The organism is Listeria ivanovii subsp. londoniensis (assembly GCF_000763495.1).
Taxonomy (GTDB): domain Bacteria; phylum Bacillota; class Bacilli; order Lactobacillales; family Listeriaceae; genus Listeria; species Listeria londoniensis.
On record NZ_CP009576.1, the window covers coordinates 1,854,844 to 1,873,009 of the forward strand.

An 18,166-nucleotide genomic window follows, 5' to 3' on the forward strand; every position below is an offset into this window, starting at 1 on the left:
TATAAAAAAGTTAGAAGAAGGCGCAAGTCCATCCCAGGGCTTGCGCTTTCGCTTTAATATAGAAATGAGTATAATAGTTTTTGAATGGAGTTGATAACAATGACACAAACAGTCATCCCCTACCTTACTTTTAATGGAGAAGCGGGTGTTGCCCTTGAATTTTATAAAAAAGTTTTCCAAGCTGAAATTACCAATACACGTTATTTTCATGAAATGGAAGGATTTTCTGGTGACAAATTTTTAGGAGAGCGAATTCTTCATGCAAGACTAACCAAAGATACAAACGATTTATTCTATTTTTCCGACACATTAGATGATGAAACAGATGCAGGTAACCGGCTTTCTGTTGCAGTAATTTTTGACACAGAGGAAAGTTTTGTCCATGCTTTTGCGCTACTATCAAAAACTGGTACAATCGAAATCCCCATCCAAGAAATCTATGGGGGTAGTAAATATTGCCAACTAATTGATCATTATAGCATCCATTGGCATCTTAGCTTCGAAAAGCAGACTACAACTAAAGTCTGATACTTTTCCGTCCTTGAGTCGAATGTAATTAGTACTATAAATAAGTATACTTTATAGTAGATAAATTAAAGGAGTGAGTTCATGAGTGAAACTGTTTTACAATTAGAACATGTCACAAAGAAAGTTGGACAAAAAGCCCTTGTTAAAGATATCAGCTTTGATATTCAAAAGGGTGAAGTATTTGGTTTGTTAGGCCCTAATGGCGCTGGAAAAACCACTATTATTCGTTCGATTGTTGGTCTAATTCGTCGTACGGAAGGAACTGTTTTTATTAATGGAATAAATGTTGATACCGATTTTAAAGCAGCAATTTCAGAAGTTGGTTCCATTATTGAAAATCCAGAGTTTTATATGTATATGTCTGGATGGAACAATTTAAAACAATTTGCACGGATGAGTCAAAAACCAATTACAGATGAGCATATTCGAGAAATCGTTGAACTTGTCAAATTAACTGGTGCAATTGATCAGAAAGTTAAAACCTATTCTCTTGGTATGCGTCAACGTTTAGGTGTTGCTCAAGCGCTTATTCATAGTCCTGCCCTCCTTATTCTAGATGAGCCTACTAACGGACTTGATCCACAGGGTATGGCAGAATTTAGAAGTCTAATACGTGATTTAGCAACCAACGGAACAGCTGTTTTAATCTCTAGTCACCTACTTAGCGAAATTCAGCAGATTACAGATCGGTTCGCAATCATCAATAAAGGCGTGCTAACTCACACAGAAAAAATGAGTGACTTACTAGAAAATAATATCGCTGTTTATAAACTTAAAGTCACCAATCCAGTAGCAGCAAAAGCAGTACTACATAATTTACCAGTCAAAATAATCGCTGAAAAAGATAATTTATTTAAAATTGAAGTCACACATGAAGATATTTATTTAATTGCTCGTGCTTTAATTCAAGCAGATATCGATTTATTAGAAATGATTCCAATGCAAGCCTCCCTTGAGGAAAGGTTCCTAGAGTTAACAAAAAACGGAGGTGAAAATGCATGATTGCTTTAGTGAAAAATGAATTTTATAAATTATTCTTACGTAAATCAAGTTGGATTATGCAAATTGTCTTATTTCTTATTGTACTAATATTGGCTGTCCTAATGCTTTTCGTTAGCCGCATTGACAGCGGGAGCACTGAAGCAAGTGGAGCTGGCATTAATGTTTATTATGACACGAGTGGAGCCCCTGTTAGTGAAGATGATTACTGGAACTCTGTTGATAAAGATGGAAATCCCACTTATAAAACAGAAACCCTTTCCCTAACAGATTCCTTAGCCTACTTAAAACAGCAAGAAAAAGCGGCTAGTTCTAAAGCAGAAAAAGAATCATTACAAAAACAAATAGATTTTTACCAACCTTATGTAGATGCAGGTGAAAAACCAGTAAATAACTCCACTGGTATATCAAGCGCTAACTTCTTTGCAACTCTTGGAAATTCTGCTGCTGTGGCAACGATGCTCGTTGTTATTGTTGCAAGTATGATTGTAGCTACAGAGTTTTCAGCTGGTACCATAAAATTATTACTGACTCGTCCCTATTCAAGAAGTCAGATTTTATTTTCAAAATATCTAGTTTGTATTTTATATAGTATCATTAGCTCAATCACCTTATTTTTATCAGGCTTTATTTTCTCCTTCATTTTACCGTCGCAATCTATTTTTATGCCACTCGCTCCTGAAACAGGTGCAATGACGGCTTGGACTTTTGCTTGGACAATGCTTGGAACAAACTTTTTATTAATGATAGTATATGCAACAATCGCCTTCTTCTTCTCCTCGGTGGTTCGCTCACAAGCGCTTGCTGTTGGTGTTGGAGTTGGGATTTTATTCTCTGGTGGTATTATCCGCCAACTACTTCCAATTGCCATTGAGAAATATGAATGGATGAAATGGATTCTCTTCAACTTACTTAGTCTGAATGACACAGTTGGTGGTACAGAGATTGCTGGTAATTTGGCAGACTGGCAAATTATCGCAGGACTTGGCGTTTATACTGCGATTATACTATTCTTCACTTTCTTCATCTTTAAAAAACGTGATGTAGCACTAAGTTAAAAAAATGGACCACCTAATTTGTAGATAGGTGGTCCATTTTTGTCAATATTATTAGTAGCTATCTGTTCTCATTAAAGCTTATATGTTACTTCCATCGTTCATTTTAATGTTTTACAATATAAATTTTAGCTGCTTGATTGGTAGCTATTTTGACTGTTCCACCAATTGGAAAAGTAGCGTTTGGTTGGGTGTGTCCAAAATCCGCCCCCGTGATAACCGGAATATTATGCAGCGCAGGTTTTGTCTGGATGATATAGCTTAGTTGCTCTTCCGTGACAGCAGATTTATTTTGGAAACGGCCAATGACTAAACCTTTTATTTCGTCTGCACCTGGCTGACTAAGAAGCGATTCTAAGTTGCGATCAAAAAGTTCCGGAGTTGTTTGCTCATCGTCTTCTAAAAATAAAATTGTATCTTTTAGATTAGGCATAAATTCGGTTCCCTGTAATAAATTAAGCGTGCATAAATTACCACCAAGCAGCGTACCCTCAGCCTCACCGTGATGTACGACGGATAAGCCAGTATTTGGTATAAAATCTCTATTTTGTTGATCAAGATACCACAGATCATCACTCCAAAAATCACTTTCCTTAAAAAGATAAGCTTCCGTTTGTGTTAGGCATGCTTGAAATGATTCTATCGTATAGTCAAGTCCCCGCTCCATCGAAAAAGTAGAGAAATGAGCGCCAGAGTAAGTAACTAGTTCTGTTTGCGTGTAAATGGCCGTTGCCAGTGCGGTAATATCCGAGAATCCACAAAGAATTTTTGGATTCTCGGATATTAATTCATAATCTAGATATGGCAATAATTGATTACTATTAAATCCACCAATCACAGTCAAAATTGCCTTTACATTGCTATCATTAAATGCTTCATGAATATCAGATACACGAGAATGAATACTAGAACTCAACATGCAATCTGTTTCTAACACGTGTTCCCCAAAACTCACGATGAAACCTAATTCATTTAACCTTTTCTCTGCTAATTTTATTTGATTATCCACTATAATACTCATCGAACGGCTTGGTGCAATAACACGAATTTCATCCCCTTGTTTTAATTTAGCTGGAATCATCGTCTCTCCTCCCGATGAATCGTATGGAATGGACAGGTAATTAAATGATCATCTACCATACCAATCGCTTGAAGATAAGAATAAATAATAACTGGACCAACAAATTTAAAGCCACGTTTTTTTAAATCTTTACTCATTTTTTCGGATAATTCATTGCTAGCTGGTACAGAATTTACACTGTCCCATTTATTGATAATTCGTTTGTTATTTGTAAAGCTCCAAATATAATCTGCAAATGTGCCAAATTCTGCTTGAACCTTTTGAGTGGCTATTGCATTTGTTCGAACAGCCTTGACTTTTAGCCGATTTTTAATGATTGCAGCTTTTGCAGTAATTTCTGCTAATTGTTCATCAGTTAAATTCGCACATTTAGCAATATCAAAACCAAAAAAAGCTTCTTGATAGGCTTTTCTTTTATGTAAAATTAATTTCCAAGAAAGACCAGCTTGGGCTCCTTCTAAGTTGAGCATTTCAAATAAATAAGTATCATCCGTGCTAGGGACACACCACTCTTTGTCGTGGTATTCCAGTTCAAATGGATCATTAATAGACCACGGGCAACGTAATTCTTCAGGCAAATTAACTTCCTCCTATATCGATAAAATATAATAAATACTAATGGAAATGGCGATAAAAAGGCCTATACAACTCCAAATTAGTCGCTGTTCTTTCCACTGGCTGACAGTAACGGCAATACTTAATGCTAAAAACAAAAAAAGTAACCAATTAGGTACTTCTGGCTTATAATTGCTCGCAAAAATCAGATAACCTACAATCGCTGCAATAATTCCTGTACTAATGAAACTAACTTTCTGATATCGCATTCCTTCACACCTCTCACTACTCCATCATAAAACATATGTTCTCTTTTTGCAAGTATCATTAAAAAAGAGACGAATTCACTATTCGCCTCTTTAAGCTTTATTTTAATTTTCCACGTAATACCATTGGTAAGATTCCACCATGACGATAATAGTCAATTTCAACTTCTGAGTCAAACCTTGCCAGTGCTTTAAAAGTAAACTGGCTACCATCTTCTCGAGTAGCTGTTACTTGGATAATATCTCTAGGAACTACATCTTCGCCTATTTCTACTTGAAGACTTTCAGAACCAGTTAATCCAAGTGTCTCTGCATCTTCACCTGGTTGGAATTGAAGTGGTAAAACACCCATCATCACTAAGTTCGAACGGTGAATCCGCTCATAACTTTTTGCTAAAACCGTTTTTATTCCAAGTAAATTAGTTCCTTTGGCTGCCCAGTCACGAGAGGATCCCATTCCATAATCATCGCCAGCAAGCACCACTAAACCAGTGTTATTTTCAATATACTTACGAGATGCATCATAAATTGACATCACTTCACCTGTTGGCCAGTAGGTTGTATAACCGCCTTCTGTTCCAGGAGCGATTTGATTTTTAATACGAATATTCGCGAAAGTTCCGCGCATCATCACATCATGATGTCCACGGCGAGAGCCATAGGAGTTAAAGTCACGAATAGCAACACCTTGATCTTGAAGGAATTTTCCGGCTGGTGTATCTTTTCCGATTGCTCCGGCTGGTGAAATATGATCAGTTGTAACAGAGTCCCCAAATTTGCCGATAATCCGAAGATCAGATAAAGCTTCTACTTCTCCTGCCTCTTTTGCTAAATTATCAAAGAAGGGTGGATTGGCGATATATGTGGAATCCTCATCCCATTTATAAAGCGCATCTTCTGTTGTTTCGATAGCATTCCAAGCTGCATTTTCATCAAACACGTGGGCATATTGCTCACGGAAAAGTTCTGGGGTTACTGTTTCTTGAACAAGTGCTTTTACTTCCTCTGAACTTGGCCAAATATCATCCAAAAAGATATCTTCTCCATTATTTCCACGTCCGATTGGTTCTGTTAACATATCTACATTTGTTGTTCCAGCAAGTGCATAAGCAACAACAAGTGGTGGTGATGCTAAGAAGTTTGCTTTTACAAGCGCATGAATTCTACCTTCAAAGTTACGATTTCCACTTAAAACAGCAGAAACAAGTAAATCGTTTTCTTGAATTGCTTCTTCAATTTCATCTTTTAGTGGTCCGGAGTTACCAATACATGTTGTACAACCATAGCCAACTAAATCAAAACCGAGCTTTTCCAGATAAGGAAGTAACCCAGCTTTTTCTAAATAACCAGTAACTACTTTGGAGCCAGGAGCTAAGGATGTTTTGACAAATTTTGGTACTTCTAAGCCTTTTTCGACTGCTTTTTTAGCAACTAAACCAGCGCTTAACATGACGTATGGATTAGAAGTATTCGTGCAACTTGTAATCGCCGCAATCGCAACAGAACCAGTCTTCATTGTTGACTTATCACCATTACCAAAAGTCACGGTAACTTCTTTGGCTAAACTTGATTTATCTAGTCCAAATCCTTGGTTGCCAGCTTTAGCAGTAAGTGATTCACGGAACGTATCTTTCATTTTAGAAAGTGGAATCAAATCTTGTGGCCGTTTTGGTCCAGCTAGATTTGGTTCAATCGTAGAAAGATCCATTTCGACAGTTTGTGTATAATTAGGTTCGACTTTTTCTGGTGTAAAGAATAAATCGTTGGCTTCTAAATAAGCTTCTACTAATTCGATCTGTTCTGCATCACGACCAGTTAATTTTAAATAATTTAACGCTTCTTTATCCACTGGGAAAAAGCCACATGTTGCACCATATTCTGGCGCCATGTTCGCTACAGTAGCCCTATCAGCAAGTGGTAATGTTGCAACGCCTGGACCATAGAATTCTACAAACTTACCAACTACTTTTTGTTCCCGTAATACTTGTGTTACTTTTAAGGCGAAATCAGTTGCTGTTGCTCCATTTGGTAATGCTCCGGTTAATTTGACACCAATAACTTCTGGGATTGGGAAATAAGACGGTTGTCCGAGCATCCCTGCTTCTGCTTCGATACCACCGACACCCCAACCTAGCACACCGATGCCATTAATCATCGTTGTATGGCTGTCTGTTCCAACAAGTGAATCAGGGAAAGCAACAAATTCACCGTCCGCTACTTCATTTGCAATCACAACATTAGCTAAATATTCCAAGTTAACTTGATGGACGATGCCAGTCGCTGGCGGAACTGCTCGGTAGTTATCAAATGCTTTTTGTGCCCAATTTAAAAATTGATAGCGTTCCATATTTCGTTTGAACTCAAGATCCATATTAATTTTTAAAGCTTCTGGATTGGCATAGCTGTCGACTTGTACTGAATGATCGACTACTAAATCAACGGGGATTTCTGGATTAATCTTCTCAGGATCGCCACCGAGGTCCGCCATTGCTTTTCGTAATGAAGCTAAATCAACAACAGCTGGAACTCCGGTGAAATCTTGCAAAATCACTCGAGCAGGTTTAAACGGAACTTCTCCGTCATTACCATCTTTGGACCAATGCGCAAGATCTTCAATATGAGTATCTTTAATCACTCTACCATCTGCTTGCCGTAGAACTGATTCTAGTAAAACACGAACAGAGTATGGTAATTTCTCAATGTTTGTAAGCTTATCCTCTTCTAAGGTTTTAAGTTTGTAATAATGATACGTTTTGTCGTTTAGCTTGAATGATGCTTTTGCTTTTTCTTTCCAATTAGTCATCCACGTTTCCTCCTTCAGTTCTTGAAACGATTGGTCTCTCTTACCTATTGTACTGAAAAAACAGCGATAAGTAAACAAAGAGAATCTGTTATATTTCAATAACTTTTTCTTATAACAAAAAAACGAATGACAACTTAATGTCATTCATCTTTATTTTATATTCCTAAGTGCTTAAGTGCTTGTTCTAAGGAGCCAAATGAATCCAATTTGGAGATATTCGAACCTACCTGAATCGTCCGTTGAGCAAAACTCGGCTGCATACCAGAAAGGATTGGTATCAAACCAATTAATTTAAAGGATTGAATCATATCTTCCATGTGTTTCGTAGCTAAATCGTCTTTTAAAATCGCGCTAGAAAAATCAATCACAATGGTGTCGATATTTAATTTATCAGCAGACTCTATCGCTTTTTCTTTCATAAAATAACCACGATCATCATCTAATGTACCAACAATTGGCAGTACTCCAACCGTTGCAGTGATTGGGATAATTCGCGTTGATAATTGAATGATTTCTTTACGCTGCTCTGCTACTTTTTTACGATTTTCTTGCATGAATCCTTCTAGCACACGTTGTTGAATCGAAGTTAATATGTCTTTTACTTCCATCATAAATTGTATAATATCCATATCTGTGTACAAATTCGCTTCTTGCTCTTTCCACAACATTAGTTTTGCAAGAATTAATTTGTCTACTTCGCTCATGTGCTGGTGAATTTTCTTTATGTCTGTTTTATCATTGAAACGCCTTTTGCCAATTGTATTAAAATCACGCTCTTTTGCACCAGTTATCGAATCTATAATCATGGCGCAAGAGTTCATACTTAATGAACGAATAGATTCCTCTTCTTCACCAGCATCAAGTCGTAACTTATATTCATCTGTTTTCGTATAATATTCTTCATAAAAAGCTTCGATTAATTCTTCACGGCGGCTAATTAATATTTGACTAATTTGCATAATATCTCCTTCTTACCTTGCAAAAATCAAAATATTGTCTGCATGTAAATTTCCAATCATTTTATCGATCTGTTCTTCAGTTAAATCAAAATCCTCTAATAATTTTTTGACAGATTTATCATCTGTCTTAGAGAACCATTTGGCAAATGGACCTGCTGCATATAAAGCACCATATTTCGGATTATATGCTTGTGGAATAACAATTGCGCCACTAAGTGATTGTAGTATTCCAGAAATAATACCAAATGCTTCTTCATTTACTGGACGTTCGATTTCGATGTTCTCTTTTTCCGCTAATGTTTCTAAGTTTTTATTATGTTTCGATTTAGCTAAAACGGAGATATCCTCTTTCTCATAGCCTTCACTTACTAACTTTTCGATGATTTCCTCTGCTGCACCGACATTTTGAACTGCAAATACTTCCCATTTTTTCATTATTTTTCAGCCCTTCCATTATCCATTTGTAAGATTTGTTTAATTTCTTCTGTGCTAAGTTTTCCTAGCATTTGTTCACCTGGTTGGATAAGTTCATCCACCAGTGCTTGTTTTTTCTTTTGTAAATCAAAAATTCGTTCTTCAATGGTACCTTTTGTAATCATTCGGAAAACTTGGACAACACGTTTTTGACCAATTCGGTGAGCCCGTCCAGTTGCTTGTTCTTCTACAGCTGGATTCCACCATAAATCATATAAAATCACTGTGTCGGCACCAACTAGATTCAGCCCTGTTCCTCCAGCCTTTAAAGAAATCAAGAAAATATCGTTCTCCCCTTCATTAAAAGAATTAACCATATCCAATCTTGTTCTCGATGGTGTTTTACCGTCCATATAGAAGAATGTTTGACCATCTTCTTCTAGCTTACGGCGAATTATCGCAAGCATTCCAGTGAACTGAGAAAAAATCAAGATTCGTTTACCATTTTCTCTCGCTGTTTGTATTGTATCAAATAATTGTAGTAGTTTACCAGATTCACCTTGATAATTTTCGACAAAAAGACTAGGATCACAGCAAATTTGGCGTAAACGGGTTAACCCCGCTAATAATTTAATCCGCTCTTCAGATGCATTGCCACTACTTTCTTCCAAGTCAGCTTGAATTTTTTCTAAATAAGCCAAGTAAATCGTTTTTTGTTCATCGGTCAATTCAGAATAAAGGTTCGTCTCAATTTTATCAGGTAATTCTTTTACTACATCTTGTTTAAGACGACGAAGTAAAAATGGTCGAATCATTTTCGCAATATTTTCGTATGGAATTTCTTTAAATTTTCGTAGTGATGGGAAAAATCCTGGCATTAATGTTTGATAAATCGCCCAAAGTTCATCAATGCTATTTTCAAGAGGTGTTCCACTTAATGCAAAAACATGGTTCCGTTTCAATGCTCGAACAGCTTGTGAAGCTTTTGTATGATAATTTTTGATGGCTTGTGATTCATCAATAATAACACTTGAAAAGGCGACATCCGCGAGATTCAAAATATCTTGACGAAGCGATGGATACGAAATTAAATAAACATGGCCACGTTTCATTTCCTTCATTTCAGCCATGCGCGACTCTTTTGTTCCATGTAAAACAGTAACAGGAATCATTGGTGCAAATTTTTCAAGTTCGCTTTGCCAATTGTATAGTAGAGAAGCTGGTGTAACGATTAATACTGGTTTCAAGTTCGGATTATTTTCTAATTCAGATGCTAAGAAACTAATGGTTTGAACTGTTTTCCCCAGTCCCATGTCATCGGCTAAAATCCCACCAAGATTGTATTTAGCAAGTGACTTCATCCACTCAAACCCTGTCAGTTGATAATCACGTAATTCCGCTTTTAACCCTCTTGGTAAATCAAAACTGTCTTCCGATTGTGTAGTTATATCCGTTAATAATTCGCGAAATGACCGGCTAAATTTATGATGTTCATCTTGCGTTCCCGCTCCTAGAATATCATAAATTTGCATCCCTCGATAAAGTGGGACTTGCATATTACTTTGGACATCTTTTTTACGAACTTCAAGCATCTGGAGAACGTCTTCCATTTGTTTATAGTTTTCTGATTCTAGTGATAAGAAACGACCATTTTTCAAACGATGATAGCTTCGTTTTTCGCGTAAAGATTCTAGGACATTTTGGACTTCTTCTTCAGGTATACCTTTAAAATCAAAGGTCACGGAAAGATAATCATTGTTGCCAGAAACATCTAATGTTGTTACAGGACGAACATTATCTTCCACCATTTCTTCCAGTCCATCTTCCATATATATTTCCGCAAATTCTGCAAGCTTTGGAATCGTCCGATAATAAAACTGATATAGATCTTTTTCTTGCTTGTTCACTACCATTTTTGTTCCAGAAAAATGAACAGGTGCGCTTTCTAAAATATTCATCACTCGTGTTTCTTTTTCAACATCACGAATCATGATTTTTTCGTTTTCTTCCTCTGTTGTAATAAATGGGTCGAATTGTTGATTGCCATAATGATACTCTAGTCGCAAAGTATGTTCGCCGTACTCTAATGCGATATAGAGTTTGCAGTCAAGTGGTTGTTGCGTGATACGACCTTCAATCGAATCGTCTAATTTTAGTTTTCCGCTCTTTTGTAAAGCTGGTAAAACATAAGAAACGACTTCACTTAATTGCGACTCAGAAAATTGCACGACTTCATTTTTCGTTACTTTATGAAACTCTATCAGTGGTTTTAAAGATTCCCAGACTTCATGTGTTGGAATAAAAAAGGTACCATCAAAAAATAGGAGTTGATATGCTTCCAAAAAGATTGCTTGCTGTATATCTTCCATTTCCAATTGGTACTTATCATCAGCACTTTTTCTAAGTTCAAAAATGAAATCTAATTGCTCATGACGAACAGCTAGACCGCGGTATTTAATATCTTCCACTCGATCTTTCATAAGAATACACATCGTATCACGTTCAGACAAGAGCTCTAATAAGCCACTTGCCATACTTGGCGGAATCGTTAAGTTCTTTTCTTCTGCATAAGATTTATTCCAATAAAAAGTATCCGTATCATACATTTTCGCAATTTCACTAATTTGAAGCAGCTTTTCTAGAATTTTTTTATCCGCTTCTGCAAAATAATGTTCGTTTGGGTCATAAGCAAAATTCTTCGTAAATACGAGCCACTGCCGGTCACGGACTGCAGCAAGAAATGTATTCATGTTTTTCACGACATACGTTCGTTCTGTCCCAACCTTCACTTCGATAGTCATGATATGGCTAAAATCATCTGGCTTCAGACGAATAATATATTGCGTCTGAAGCGGTGTTTTATTCGTGTTATCTTCTTCTACATCGAGTTGTTGCGCCATATTTTGTTGAAAAAGGGATAGAAGCGTATTGGATTCTTGTGTAAGAATTCGATTTTTAAAATCTTGTTTAGCTGCTTTTTGTTTTTCTTTTTCCATTTTTAAATGTGTCGCATAAATATGCTTGCAAATCGCATTTAACTGAAAATCTGCACAACTGCACGCATAATTTTCACTTCCAGCATCTTCCACTACATTTTGATCAATAAAATATGTAAGGAAATGACCAGTTGCGTCCTTTTCATAAAACTGAATAATTTCTCCGTCTTCCATCAATTTTTTCCCGGCCTGCTTAACACTATATGGAATCATTTTATTTTGAACTGCGGTAAAGTGCTCCATTAACTTTCTTCCTCCCAAAAACCGTCCATTACTCTAAACTACTATTATATAGGAAAAGACGAGTGTCGGCAATGCAGGCGGTCTTTTAGCTATTAGATGTCATAAATTTTGTTGTACTACCATGGTTTGTTGCGGTTACTTCAAGCCTTGCAGAAATCCGCTCTTTTAGCTCCGGAACATGTGAGATTATCCCAACAAGACGGCCATTTTCCTGAGTTTCGAGTAGACATTCCACTGCTACTTCAAGTGATTCTGGATCGAGTGTTCCAAAACCTTCATCAATAAACATTGTCTCAAGTGAAATCCCTCCAGCCATTTCTTGTACCACTTCTGCTAGAGATAAAGCAAGTGCCAGTGAAGTTTTAAAGCTCTCTCCGCCCGAAAGTGTCTTCACATGGCGAGTTAATCCTGTATATTCATCAAACACTTCTAATTCTAGCCCACTTTGAACATTTCCTTTAGCTTTTTCAATTTTTCGCCGTAGCTCAAATCGCCCACTGGTCATTTTCGATAATCGATGGTTTGCTCGGTGAATAATCGTATCTAAAAATAAAGCCAATATATATCGTTCAAAGGTTAGTCTACGTGGATTTTTCCCCCGTGCTACATCAGACAACAAACCGATATCCGCATAACTTATTTCCGCTTGTTCTACAGTTTGAATGCTTTTTTGATAATTTTCTATGAGTTCTTTACGTTTTGTTACTAGTTGACGTTGCCTCATTGTTTTTTCTTCTACTTCTGTTAATATTTGTTGTTTTTCTTTCATGAAAATTTCTAGTTGTTCGATATTTGGCTTTTGTTTATCTTTTAATTTTGCAGTTAAATCTGCTTGGCGAGATATCGCTAAATGACGTTTTTTCTGGTACTCAGATATTTGCGCCTCAAGACTGGTTAACTCCTCATTTGATAGTAAAGCATATTTATAATCTTCATAGTTCGAAAAATGGTTTTCCTTCATTGCCACTTTAAAAATTTCTCGTTGCATTTGTAAAGCACTCTTCGCATCAGCTGTTGTTTTAATGGCAACGGTTAAAGTGGACTCTAATCTTGTAGTTTCTTTTTCCGCTTGTTGATAAGCTGTATCTACTCGCTCTTTTTTCTCTTTATGGTTTTGAATATTCGCTTGAAGCGTGTTTTTCTGTTGATCAAAGCTAGCCTTATCTCGCATACTAGATGGGATAGATTGTTCTAGATAAGACAACTTCCCTGTAGTTAATTGCACCTGTTGATGTAAGCTTTCCACTTGCTGACCTATATTATTTAATTCTGATTCAGCTTCCGTTTGTTTGTTCTTTAATGTGGTTATTTTTGTTTGGATAGTTTCTTTTTGAGCAACTTTTAATTGTAATTCCTCAATTTGTTTTGTTAGCTCATTTGCTGATTGCTGTTGTTCCGCCAAATGCTTTTCTACTTCTGCTAAACTTAAATCTTGAATATCTGCCCACTCGTTTAATTGCCATTCGAGTTGACTAATCGATTTTTCTGTAGCAGAGATTGTTAATTGTTTGGCTTGTAAATCTGCTTTTGCTGCTTCTAATTTTTCTACATTAGCGGCCTCCCCCCAAGTCGCCAGTTCTGGGTGCGTATGAGAACCACAAACAGGACAAGCTTCTCCGTCATGTAGATGTTCTGCAAGAATCGCAGCTTGTTCTTTTTCGAACTTTGCTTCTTCTTGTTTTATCATCGCTTCCATAGTTACTTTTTCAGAAAAAAGTTGCGTTAAAGTTTGTTCTGCTGATTGCTTTTCTTTCTCCCAAGCAATCATTTTTGTTCGTTTATTTAACAATTCTTGTTTTTTTTCCATCAGCGATTCGCTGGTTGTTCGCTGGTTGATGGCTTCTAGATTGGCTAATTCAGCCTTCGTTATTTCAGTCAACTGTGTTTCTGCTAAATGTAGTTCTTCCAGTAGCGCTTGCTGATTCGTTATGACTTTTTGTAAAATATCTGCTTGTTCTTTCCACGCTAATTCGGCACGACGTTTTTGCACGGTAATTGTTTCCAGTTCGATAATTTTCGGTTCCATTTCTTCTAGTTGGAACAGATGACGCTTGTTTTTTTCGTATTCAGCTTCTTGTTCAGCAAGTATTTCTTTTTGCTTTTTAGCGTTTGCAAATTGTTCTGCTACTTTTTCAGCATCGGTGGTAACTTGTTTTTCAGTCATTTCTGCTGTCTGTAATTGTTCTTTTAAACGAATACAAAGGGCATCTTGTGAACGTAAATTACTCGCTCTTTTTGCTTTTTCAACTCGTTCTTCCATCGTTTTATAATAATCCATTGCTTGTTCAAGTGATGCTACTTCCTCTGTATACAAGTCTAAATTATGCCAATCGAGTAGCTGTTCTTTCGCTAACGTCACTTTTTCAACTGCTTTACTAGTTTCTTCTCGGATAACAAGTAATTCCCGTTCTAAATCGAATAAATGACCTTCTTCTTGAGCAATAAGCTTGGTTTGTAGTGTACTGATTTCGACGGTCGTCTTCCCAGCAACTTCTACGCCAGGTGTGCTAAGTTCCGCAAGTTCGACCACTTTTTTCCTAGCTTCTGTTACTAAAACTTCGGCTTCTTTTTGCTTTTCCCATAAAATATTTTCTACTTTTTCATAATAAAGCGTATGCGCAAGTCGTTGCAGTATTACTTCTTTTTCTTTACTATCAGAAACAAGTAGTTCACGAAACTCACCTTGGGGAATCATCAAAATCTGTCTAAATTGATCGACATTTAATTGAATTAGCTCTTCCATTTTCGTATTAACATCTCGAACTGAGCTTGCGAGCAGCTTCATTTCGTCGCCAATCAGTTCATATAATTCGGCTTTTTGAGGAGAAGTTGTCGTCCCGTTTCCGCGTTGTTTGGCAATTTCTTGCTGAGGAATACGGCTAATCTGATAAATATGCTCTTTCAGTCTAAAAATGAGTTTCACTTCTGTAAGTTCTTTATCCGTCGCAAAATGACTACGCATCGAAAAACTCTCTCTATCAAATGTATTTGCTTTTCCAAATATCGCAAAACTAATTGCATCAAAAATAGTTGATTTCCCAGCACCCGTTTTTCCAGAAATGACAAAGATTTGCTCGGTTCCCAGTTTTTCAAAATCAATCACTTCTTTTTTAGCATAAGCACCAAAAGCTTGCATTGTTAGTTTGATTGGTCTCATTCTGCTTCTTCCTTTCTCGCAAGCTCAAAAACTTCCGTTAATTTTTGTTTTTGTTCATTGGTTAATTCCGTTCCATTCGCATATTCAAAAAATTGATCAAACAGTTCTAAATCATCTTTTTTCATCACTTCTTCAAAACTAGCTTGTGATTCTTTTAGTTGCTGTTTTTTTCGTTCCAAATGTAAAATATTCGGATAAAATTGGCGCAATTTCCCCATTGGATCAATTAGTGCACCTTCATCCATTAGATTTACTTGAAAAAAGTCATCTGGAGTTTCAACCAAATTCTCTGTAAGCTCCGCCAAAGTTCCAGAAATTATTCGCATGTCATGTTTTGGTGTAAGCAAGCGCTCTTCCACACGAACTAGCGAATTGCCTTCGATTTCAACAATCCGCACACTCTTCTTATCATTCACTTCCGAAAAAGAATACTTGAGCGGAGAACCACTATAAAAAATGGTCGGGTGATTGATCGCATGTGGATGGTGTAAATGACCAAGCGCTGTATAAGTGAAACCATCAAAACAATTTGTCGATACACGGTCCACATTTCCAATTGCCAGTTGTCGTTCCGAGTCACTCGGTATCCCACCAGAAACAAAAGCATGTCCAACTAAAATTTGTGCTTTGGCTGGATTCCATTTAGCCCGAATTTGCTTTGTTACAGCTTGCATAGCATCTTCAAAGCTTCGAATCGAATGATCTTTAAAAGCCTCTCTAATGATAGCAGGTTCATGGTAAGGAACAAGCCAAATTTCGGCATCCATAAAAGGAATTGCTTCAAAGTCAGCACTGCATTTTCCTTTCATATAGAGTTTACTACTTGCATACCACTGCGTACCAAATGACAATCGTTCTGCACTATCGTGATTTCCACTAATTGCAAAAATCGGGATACCTAACTCCACATTCCATTTTACTAATATATCATTTAAGACCTTGACTGCATCAGCTGGTGGCACAGCACGATCGTATAAGTCCCCTGCCACAATTAGCGCATCCACTTTTTCTTCCTGTGCAATTTTCGTTATTTCGGCTAAAATAAATTCTTGTTCCGTAAGCATTGATACTCCGGAAACAATTTTCCCTAAATGCAAATCAGCTGTATGTAAAAATTTCATGCTTATCCTCTTTTCTTTTTCCGCAAGATTATTTATTTTTGATGCAAAAGTTGTTGTTTTTAAGTATACTAGATATAGTCTAAAAAAAACTAGCAATACTGGGAGTGAAGAAGTTGTTTTATCATTTTGCAAAAAATCTCGTTCATTTTATTTTAATTATTATTGGTGGGCGATTTCAAGTACAAAATAAAGACAAAATCATCGAAGCGCCTTATGTCGTCGTTTCCACACATACTTCTTGGATTGAAATCTTATACCTTGGTTTCGCTTTGTCACCAACACCTGTCCATTATATGGCTAAGCAAGAACTATTTAAAGGAAAAATGCTTAACTGGTTGATGACGCACTTAAACGCCTTTCCAGTAAATCGCGACAATCCGGGACCAAGTGCCATTAAAGCACCTATCCGGATGTTGAAATCTGGTAAAGTAGTGGGGATTTTTCCTAGTGGTACAAGAAAAACGACGAATCTTCATCTAAAACGGGGCGCAGTAACCATTGCTCACAAAGCAAAAGTTCCAATGTTACCTGCTGTCTATGATGGTCCAAAAACATTCGGTGAAATCTTAAAGCGTAAAAAAATCATTATTCGTTTTGGGGATCCCGTCTTATTCAATGATACCGAACTTGACCAAAAAGAGCTACTAGAAGTTAAATCTCAAGAATTAATGGCTACTTTTGAACAATTACAAAATGAAATTAATCAAACGAAAAAGAAATAAAAAAAGACAGCTTCCTTCGAAAAGGAAACTGTCTTTCTTTGTTATCAAGAAGCTGTATCTGTTGTAATACTTGAAGGGTTAAGTCCTGCTTCTTTTAGTACGTTGGCAATTGCTTCATCTGCTTTAGTCATTGCTTCGTCTGCTTTTGTTGTATCGCGTCCGCTAGCTTTAAGCGCATCTGATTCTTGTTTGTATGCAATACTTAAGTCTTCTACAGCTGTTTTGAAATCATCTGTATATTTACCAAGATCAGGTGTTTTTTGACTAGCGAGTGTTTCAGAAACTTTTAATGCAGATTCACTTGCAGGTTTTGCAAGTGCTGCTAGTTCTGCTTCACCAGGTTTTGGATCTGCACCAACTGCTGCTACATATGCATTATAATCTGCATTATTTGTGTCAATTACATCTACTAAAGACATATAATAATTTAGAACATCATCTTTCACATTGGTTGTTTCAGATTTCTTAGTATCTTCTTTTTTGTCTGAACTGTTAGAACCAGAACAAGCCGCAAGCGACAAACCTAGTGCTAAAGTTAAGACTACTAATAACCATTTTTTCATGCTTTTGTCCTCCTTTTTTCAAGCCAAACTCGGAAGCCCTTTTTTAACTGGCCGCGTCAGTCTCGGATTTGCTTCACCCATCCGGCAAGTAACATTACTCACGATGTAACATTATTCATTATAAGCTATTCATACTGCATAATTCAAGCAGTTTTCGAAAATGCTTTCACTATTATTCATAGTCTGCATTAACTTCTACTTTACTAAGTTCTTTTTCTGTATTTTTATATTGGAAATACATCACAATTCGCCACGGTACAATCATCGCAAATGCCATAATCCAGAACATTCCGGACAATTCCCCAACTTCTAAAGATCCACTAATCCAGTACTTAATAAAAATTCGAATAAGGAGTAATCCCATCAAAATAACTGGAAAAGCTTTTGTTCGTTTAATAAAAACGTATTGATGGCGAACTTCAAATTTCGTTGTCCAAATTAATATAATGGAAAATACAAGCCCCATCGCAATAGCCTCTAAAATATCTATCCATGATACACGGAAAAAAGGAATGACAAACATAAGCGCGCCTGTCGACATCATTATTGGTGGTATGATAATCCCTTTCACACTTGCTGGTCGTTTGGATGCTTTCATTCTAATCATAATAATTCCAGCTCCAAAAACAAGTGTAATAATAATTGAAATAACTAATGACACAACTAATTCCCCCTACTAATCTGCTATAACACTTCGCTTCTCA

Annotated in this window: 15 protein-coding genes; 4 read left to right on the forward strand and 11 right to left on the reverse strand. The window is 36.7% G+C overall.

What is annotated here, in order from left to right; translation table 11 throughout:
- Nucleotides 1-99: 99 nt before the first annotated feature.
- The 3 genes from JL53_RS09040 to JL53_RS09050 all read left to right on the forward strand — a co-directional run bounded on the left by JL53_RS09040 (nt 100) and on the right by JL53_RS09050 (nt 2,585).
- Nucleotides 100-528, forward strand: coding sequence for a VOC family protein (locus tag JL53_RS09040; RefSeq protein ID WP_038407445.1), 429 nt, complete (start codon nt 100-102; stop codon nt 526-528).
- Nucleotides 529-609: 81 nt separating this feature from the next.
- Complete coding sequence (locus JL53_RS09045; protein WP_038407446.1) at nt 610-1,530, forward strand: ABC transporter ATP-binding protein; 921 nt, start codon at nt 610-612, stop codon at nt 1,528-1,530.
- Nucleotides 1,527-2,585 carry an ABC transporter permease gene (locus tag JL53_RS09050; RefSeq protein WP_038407447.1) on the forward strand — a complete coding sequence of 353 codons (1,059 nt, stop codon included), beginning with the start codon at nt 1,527-1,529 and terminating at the stop codon, nt 2,583-2,585. Before JL53_RS09045 ends, JL53_RS09050 begins: the two co-directional genes overlap by 4 nt.
- Before the next feature lie 103 nt (nt 2,586-2,688).
- On the opposite strand, the gene JL53_RS09055 is transcribed toward JL53_RS09050, so the two are convergent.
- The 9 genes from JL53_RS09055 to JL53_RS09095 all read right to left on the reverse strand — a co-directional run bounded on the left by JL53_RS09055 (nt 2,689) and on the right by JL53_RS09095 (nt 16,177).
- A complete protein-coding gene (locus JL53_RS09055) occupies nt 2,689-3,663 on the reverse strand; it encodes a S66 family peptidase (RefSeq protein ID WP_003719936.1) in 975 nt (324 codons plus the stop codon).
- The gene (locus tag JL53_RS09060; RefSeq protein WP_003719937.1) at nt 3,660-4,241 is read right to left on the reverse strand and encodes a DNA-3-methyladenine glycosylase I; all 582 of its coding nucleotides are present in this window, start codon (nt 4,239-4,241) and stop codon (nt 3,660-3,662) included. Before JL53_RS09060 ends, JL53_RS09055 begins: the two co-directional genes overlap by 4 nt.
- A gap of 12 nt (nt 4,242-4,253) precedes the next feature.
- Nucleotides 4,254-4,487 carry a hypothetical protein gene (locus JL53_RS09065; protein WP_003719938.1) on the reverse strand — a complete coding sequence of 78 codons (234 nt, stop codon included), beginning with the start codon at nt 4,485-4,487 and terminating at the stop codon, nt 4,254-4,256.
- 97 nt (nt 4,488-4,584) lie between these two features.
- The gene (gene acnA, locus JL53_RS09070) at nt 4,585-7,287 is read right to left on the reverse strand and encodes an aconitate hydratase AcnA (RefSeq protein WP_038407448.1); all 2,703 of its coding nucleotides are present in this window, start codon (nt 7,285-7,287) and stop codon (nt 4,585-4,587) included.
- 155 nt (nt 7,288-7,442) lie between these two features.
- Entirely contained in the window at nt 7,443-8,246 is an 804-nt protein-coding gene (locus tag JL53_RS09075; protein WP_003719940.1) for an STAS domain-containing protein, read from the reverse strand.
- A gap of 12 nt (nt 8,247-8,258) precedes the next feature.
- Complete coding sequence (locus JL53_RS09080; RefSeq protein ID WP_003719941.1) at nt 8,259-8,681, reverse strand: general stress protein; 423 nt, start codon at nt 8,679-8,681, stop codon at nt 8,259-8,261.
- A complete protein-coding gene (locus tag JL53_RS09085; RefSeq protein WP_038407449.1) occupies nt 8,681-11,899 on the reverse strand; it encodes a DEAD/DEAH box helicase in 3,219 nt (1,072 codons plus the stop codon). Before JL53_RS09085 ends, JL53_RS09080 begins: the two co-directional genes overlap by 1 nt.
- Before the next feature lie 85 nt (nt 11,900-11,984).
- Nucleotides 11,985-15,056 (reverse strand): SbcC/MukB-like Walker B domain-containing protein, encoded by a 3,072-nt coding sequence (locus JL53_RS09090; protein WP_038407450.1) that lies wholly within the window; start codon nt 15,054-15,056, stop codon nt 11,985-11,987.
- Nucleotides 15,053-16,177 (reverse strand): exonuclease SbcCD subunit D, encoded by a 1,125-nt coding sequence (locus tag JL53_RS09095; protein WP_003719944.1) that lies wholly within the window; start codon nt 16,175-16,177, stop codon nt 15,053-15,055. The genes JL53_RS09090 and JL53_RS09095 overlap by 4 nt, the downstream gene beginning before the upstream one ends.
- 113 nt (nt 16,178-16,290) lie before the next feature.
- Between JL53_RS09095 and JL53_RS09100 the strand changes: the two genes are divergently transcribed.
- Nucleotides 16,291-16,899: a lysophospholipid acyltransferase family protein gene (locus JL53_RS09100; RefSeq protein WP_003719945.1), complete on the forward strand. Its 609-nt coding sequence runs from the start codon at nt 16,291-16,293 to the stop codon at nt 16,897-16,899.
- A 44-nt stretch (nt 16,900-16,943) separates the two neighbouring features.
- Here the strand turns inward: JL53_RS09100 and JL53_RS09105 are convergent, their stop codons facing one another.
- Both JL53_RS09105 and JL53_RS09110 read right to left on the reverse strand, forming a co-directional pair.
- The gene (locus JL53_RS09105) at nt 16,944-17,462 is read right to left on the reverse strand and encodes a hypothetical protein (protein ID WP_038407451.1); all 519 of its coding nucleotides are present in this window, start codon (nt 17,460-17,462) and stop codon (nt 16,944-16,946) included.
- A gap of 172 nt (nt 17,463-17,634) precedes the next feature.
- Nucleotides 17,635-18,123 carry a CcdC family protein gene (locus tag JL53_RS09110; protein ID WP_003719947.1) on the reverse strand — a complete coding sequence of 163 codons (489 nt, stop codon included), beginning with the start codon at nt 18,121-18,123 and terminating at the stop codon, nt 17,635-17,637.
- Between the last annotated feature and the right edge of the window lie 43 nt (nt 18,124-18,166).

What these genes read in the sequence shown, in the direction of transcription:
- JL53_RS09105 (WP_038407451.1), bottom strand. Translation starts at nt 17,462, where the DNA reads ATGAAAAAATGGTTATTAGTAGTCTTAACTTTAGCACTAGGTTTGTCG.
- JL53_RS09055 (WP_003719936.1), bottom strand. Translation starts at nt 3,663, where the DNA reads ATGATTCCAGCTAAATTAAAACAAGGGGATGAAATTCGTGTTATTGCA.
- JL53_RS09090 (WP_038407450.1), bottom strand. Translation starts at nt 15,056, where the DNA reads ATGAGACCAATCAAACTAACAATGCAAGCTTTTGGTGCTTATGCTAAA.
- JL53_RS09045 (WP_038407446.1), top strand. Translation starts at nt 610, where the DNA reads ATGAGTGAAACTGTTTTACAATTAGAACATGTCACAAAGAAAGTTGGA.
- JL53_RS09085 (WP_038407449.1), bottom strand. Translation starts at nt 11,899, where the DNA reads ATGGAGCACTTTACCGCAGTTCAAAATAAAATGATTCCATATAGTGTT.
- JL53_RS09040 (WP_038407445.1), top strand. Translation starts at nt 100, where the DNA reads ATGACACAAACAGTCATCCCCTACCTTACTTTTAATGGAGAAGCGGGT.
- JL53_RS09050 (WP_038407447.1), top strand. Translation starts at nt 1,527, where the DNA reads ATGATTGCTTTAGTGAAAAATGAATTTTATAAATTATTCTTACGTAAA.
- JL53_RS09095 (WP_003719944.1), bottom strand. Translation starts at nt 16,177, where the DNA reads ATGAAATTTTTACATACAGCTGATTTGCATTTAGGGAAAATTGTTTCC.
- JL53_RS09075 (WP_003719940.1), bottom strand. Translation starts at nt 8,246, where the DNA reads ATGCAAATTAGTCAAATATTAATTAGCCGCCGTGAAGAATTAATCGAA.
- acnA (WP_038407448.1), bottom strand. Translation starts at nt 7,287, where the DNA reads ATGACTAATTGGAAAGAAAAAGCAAAAGCATCATTCAAGCTAAACGAC.
- JL53_RS09080 (WP_003719941.1), bottom strand. Translation starts at nt 8,681, where the DNA reads ATGAAAAAATGGGAAGTATTTGCAGTTCAAAATGTCGGTGCAGCAGAG.
- JL53_RS09065 (WP_003719938.1), bottom strand. Translation starts at nt 4,487, where the DNA reads ATGCGATATCAGAAAGTTAGTTTCATTAGTACAGGAATTATTGCAGCG.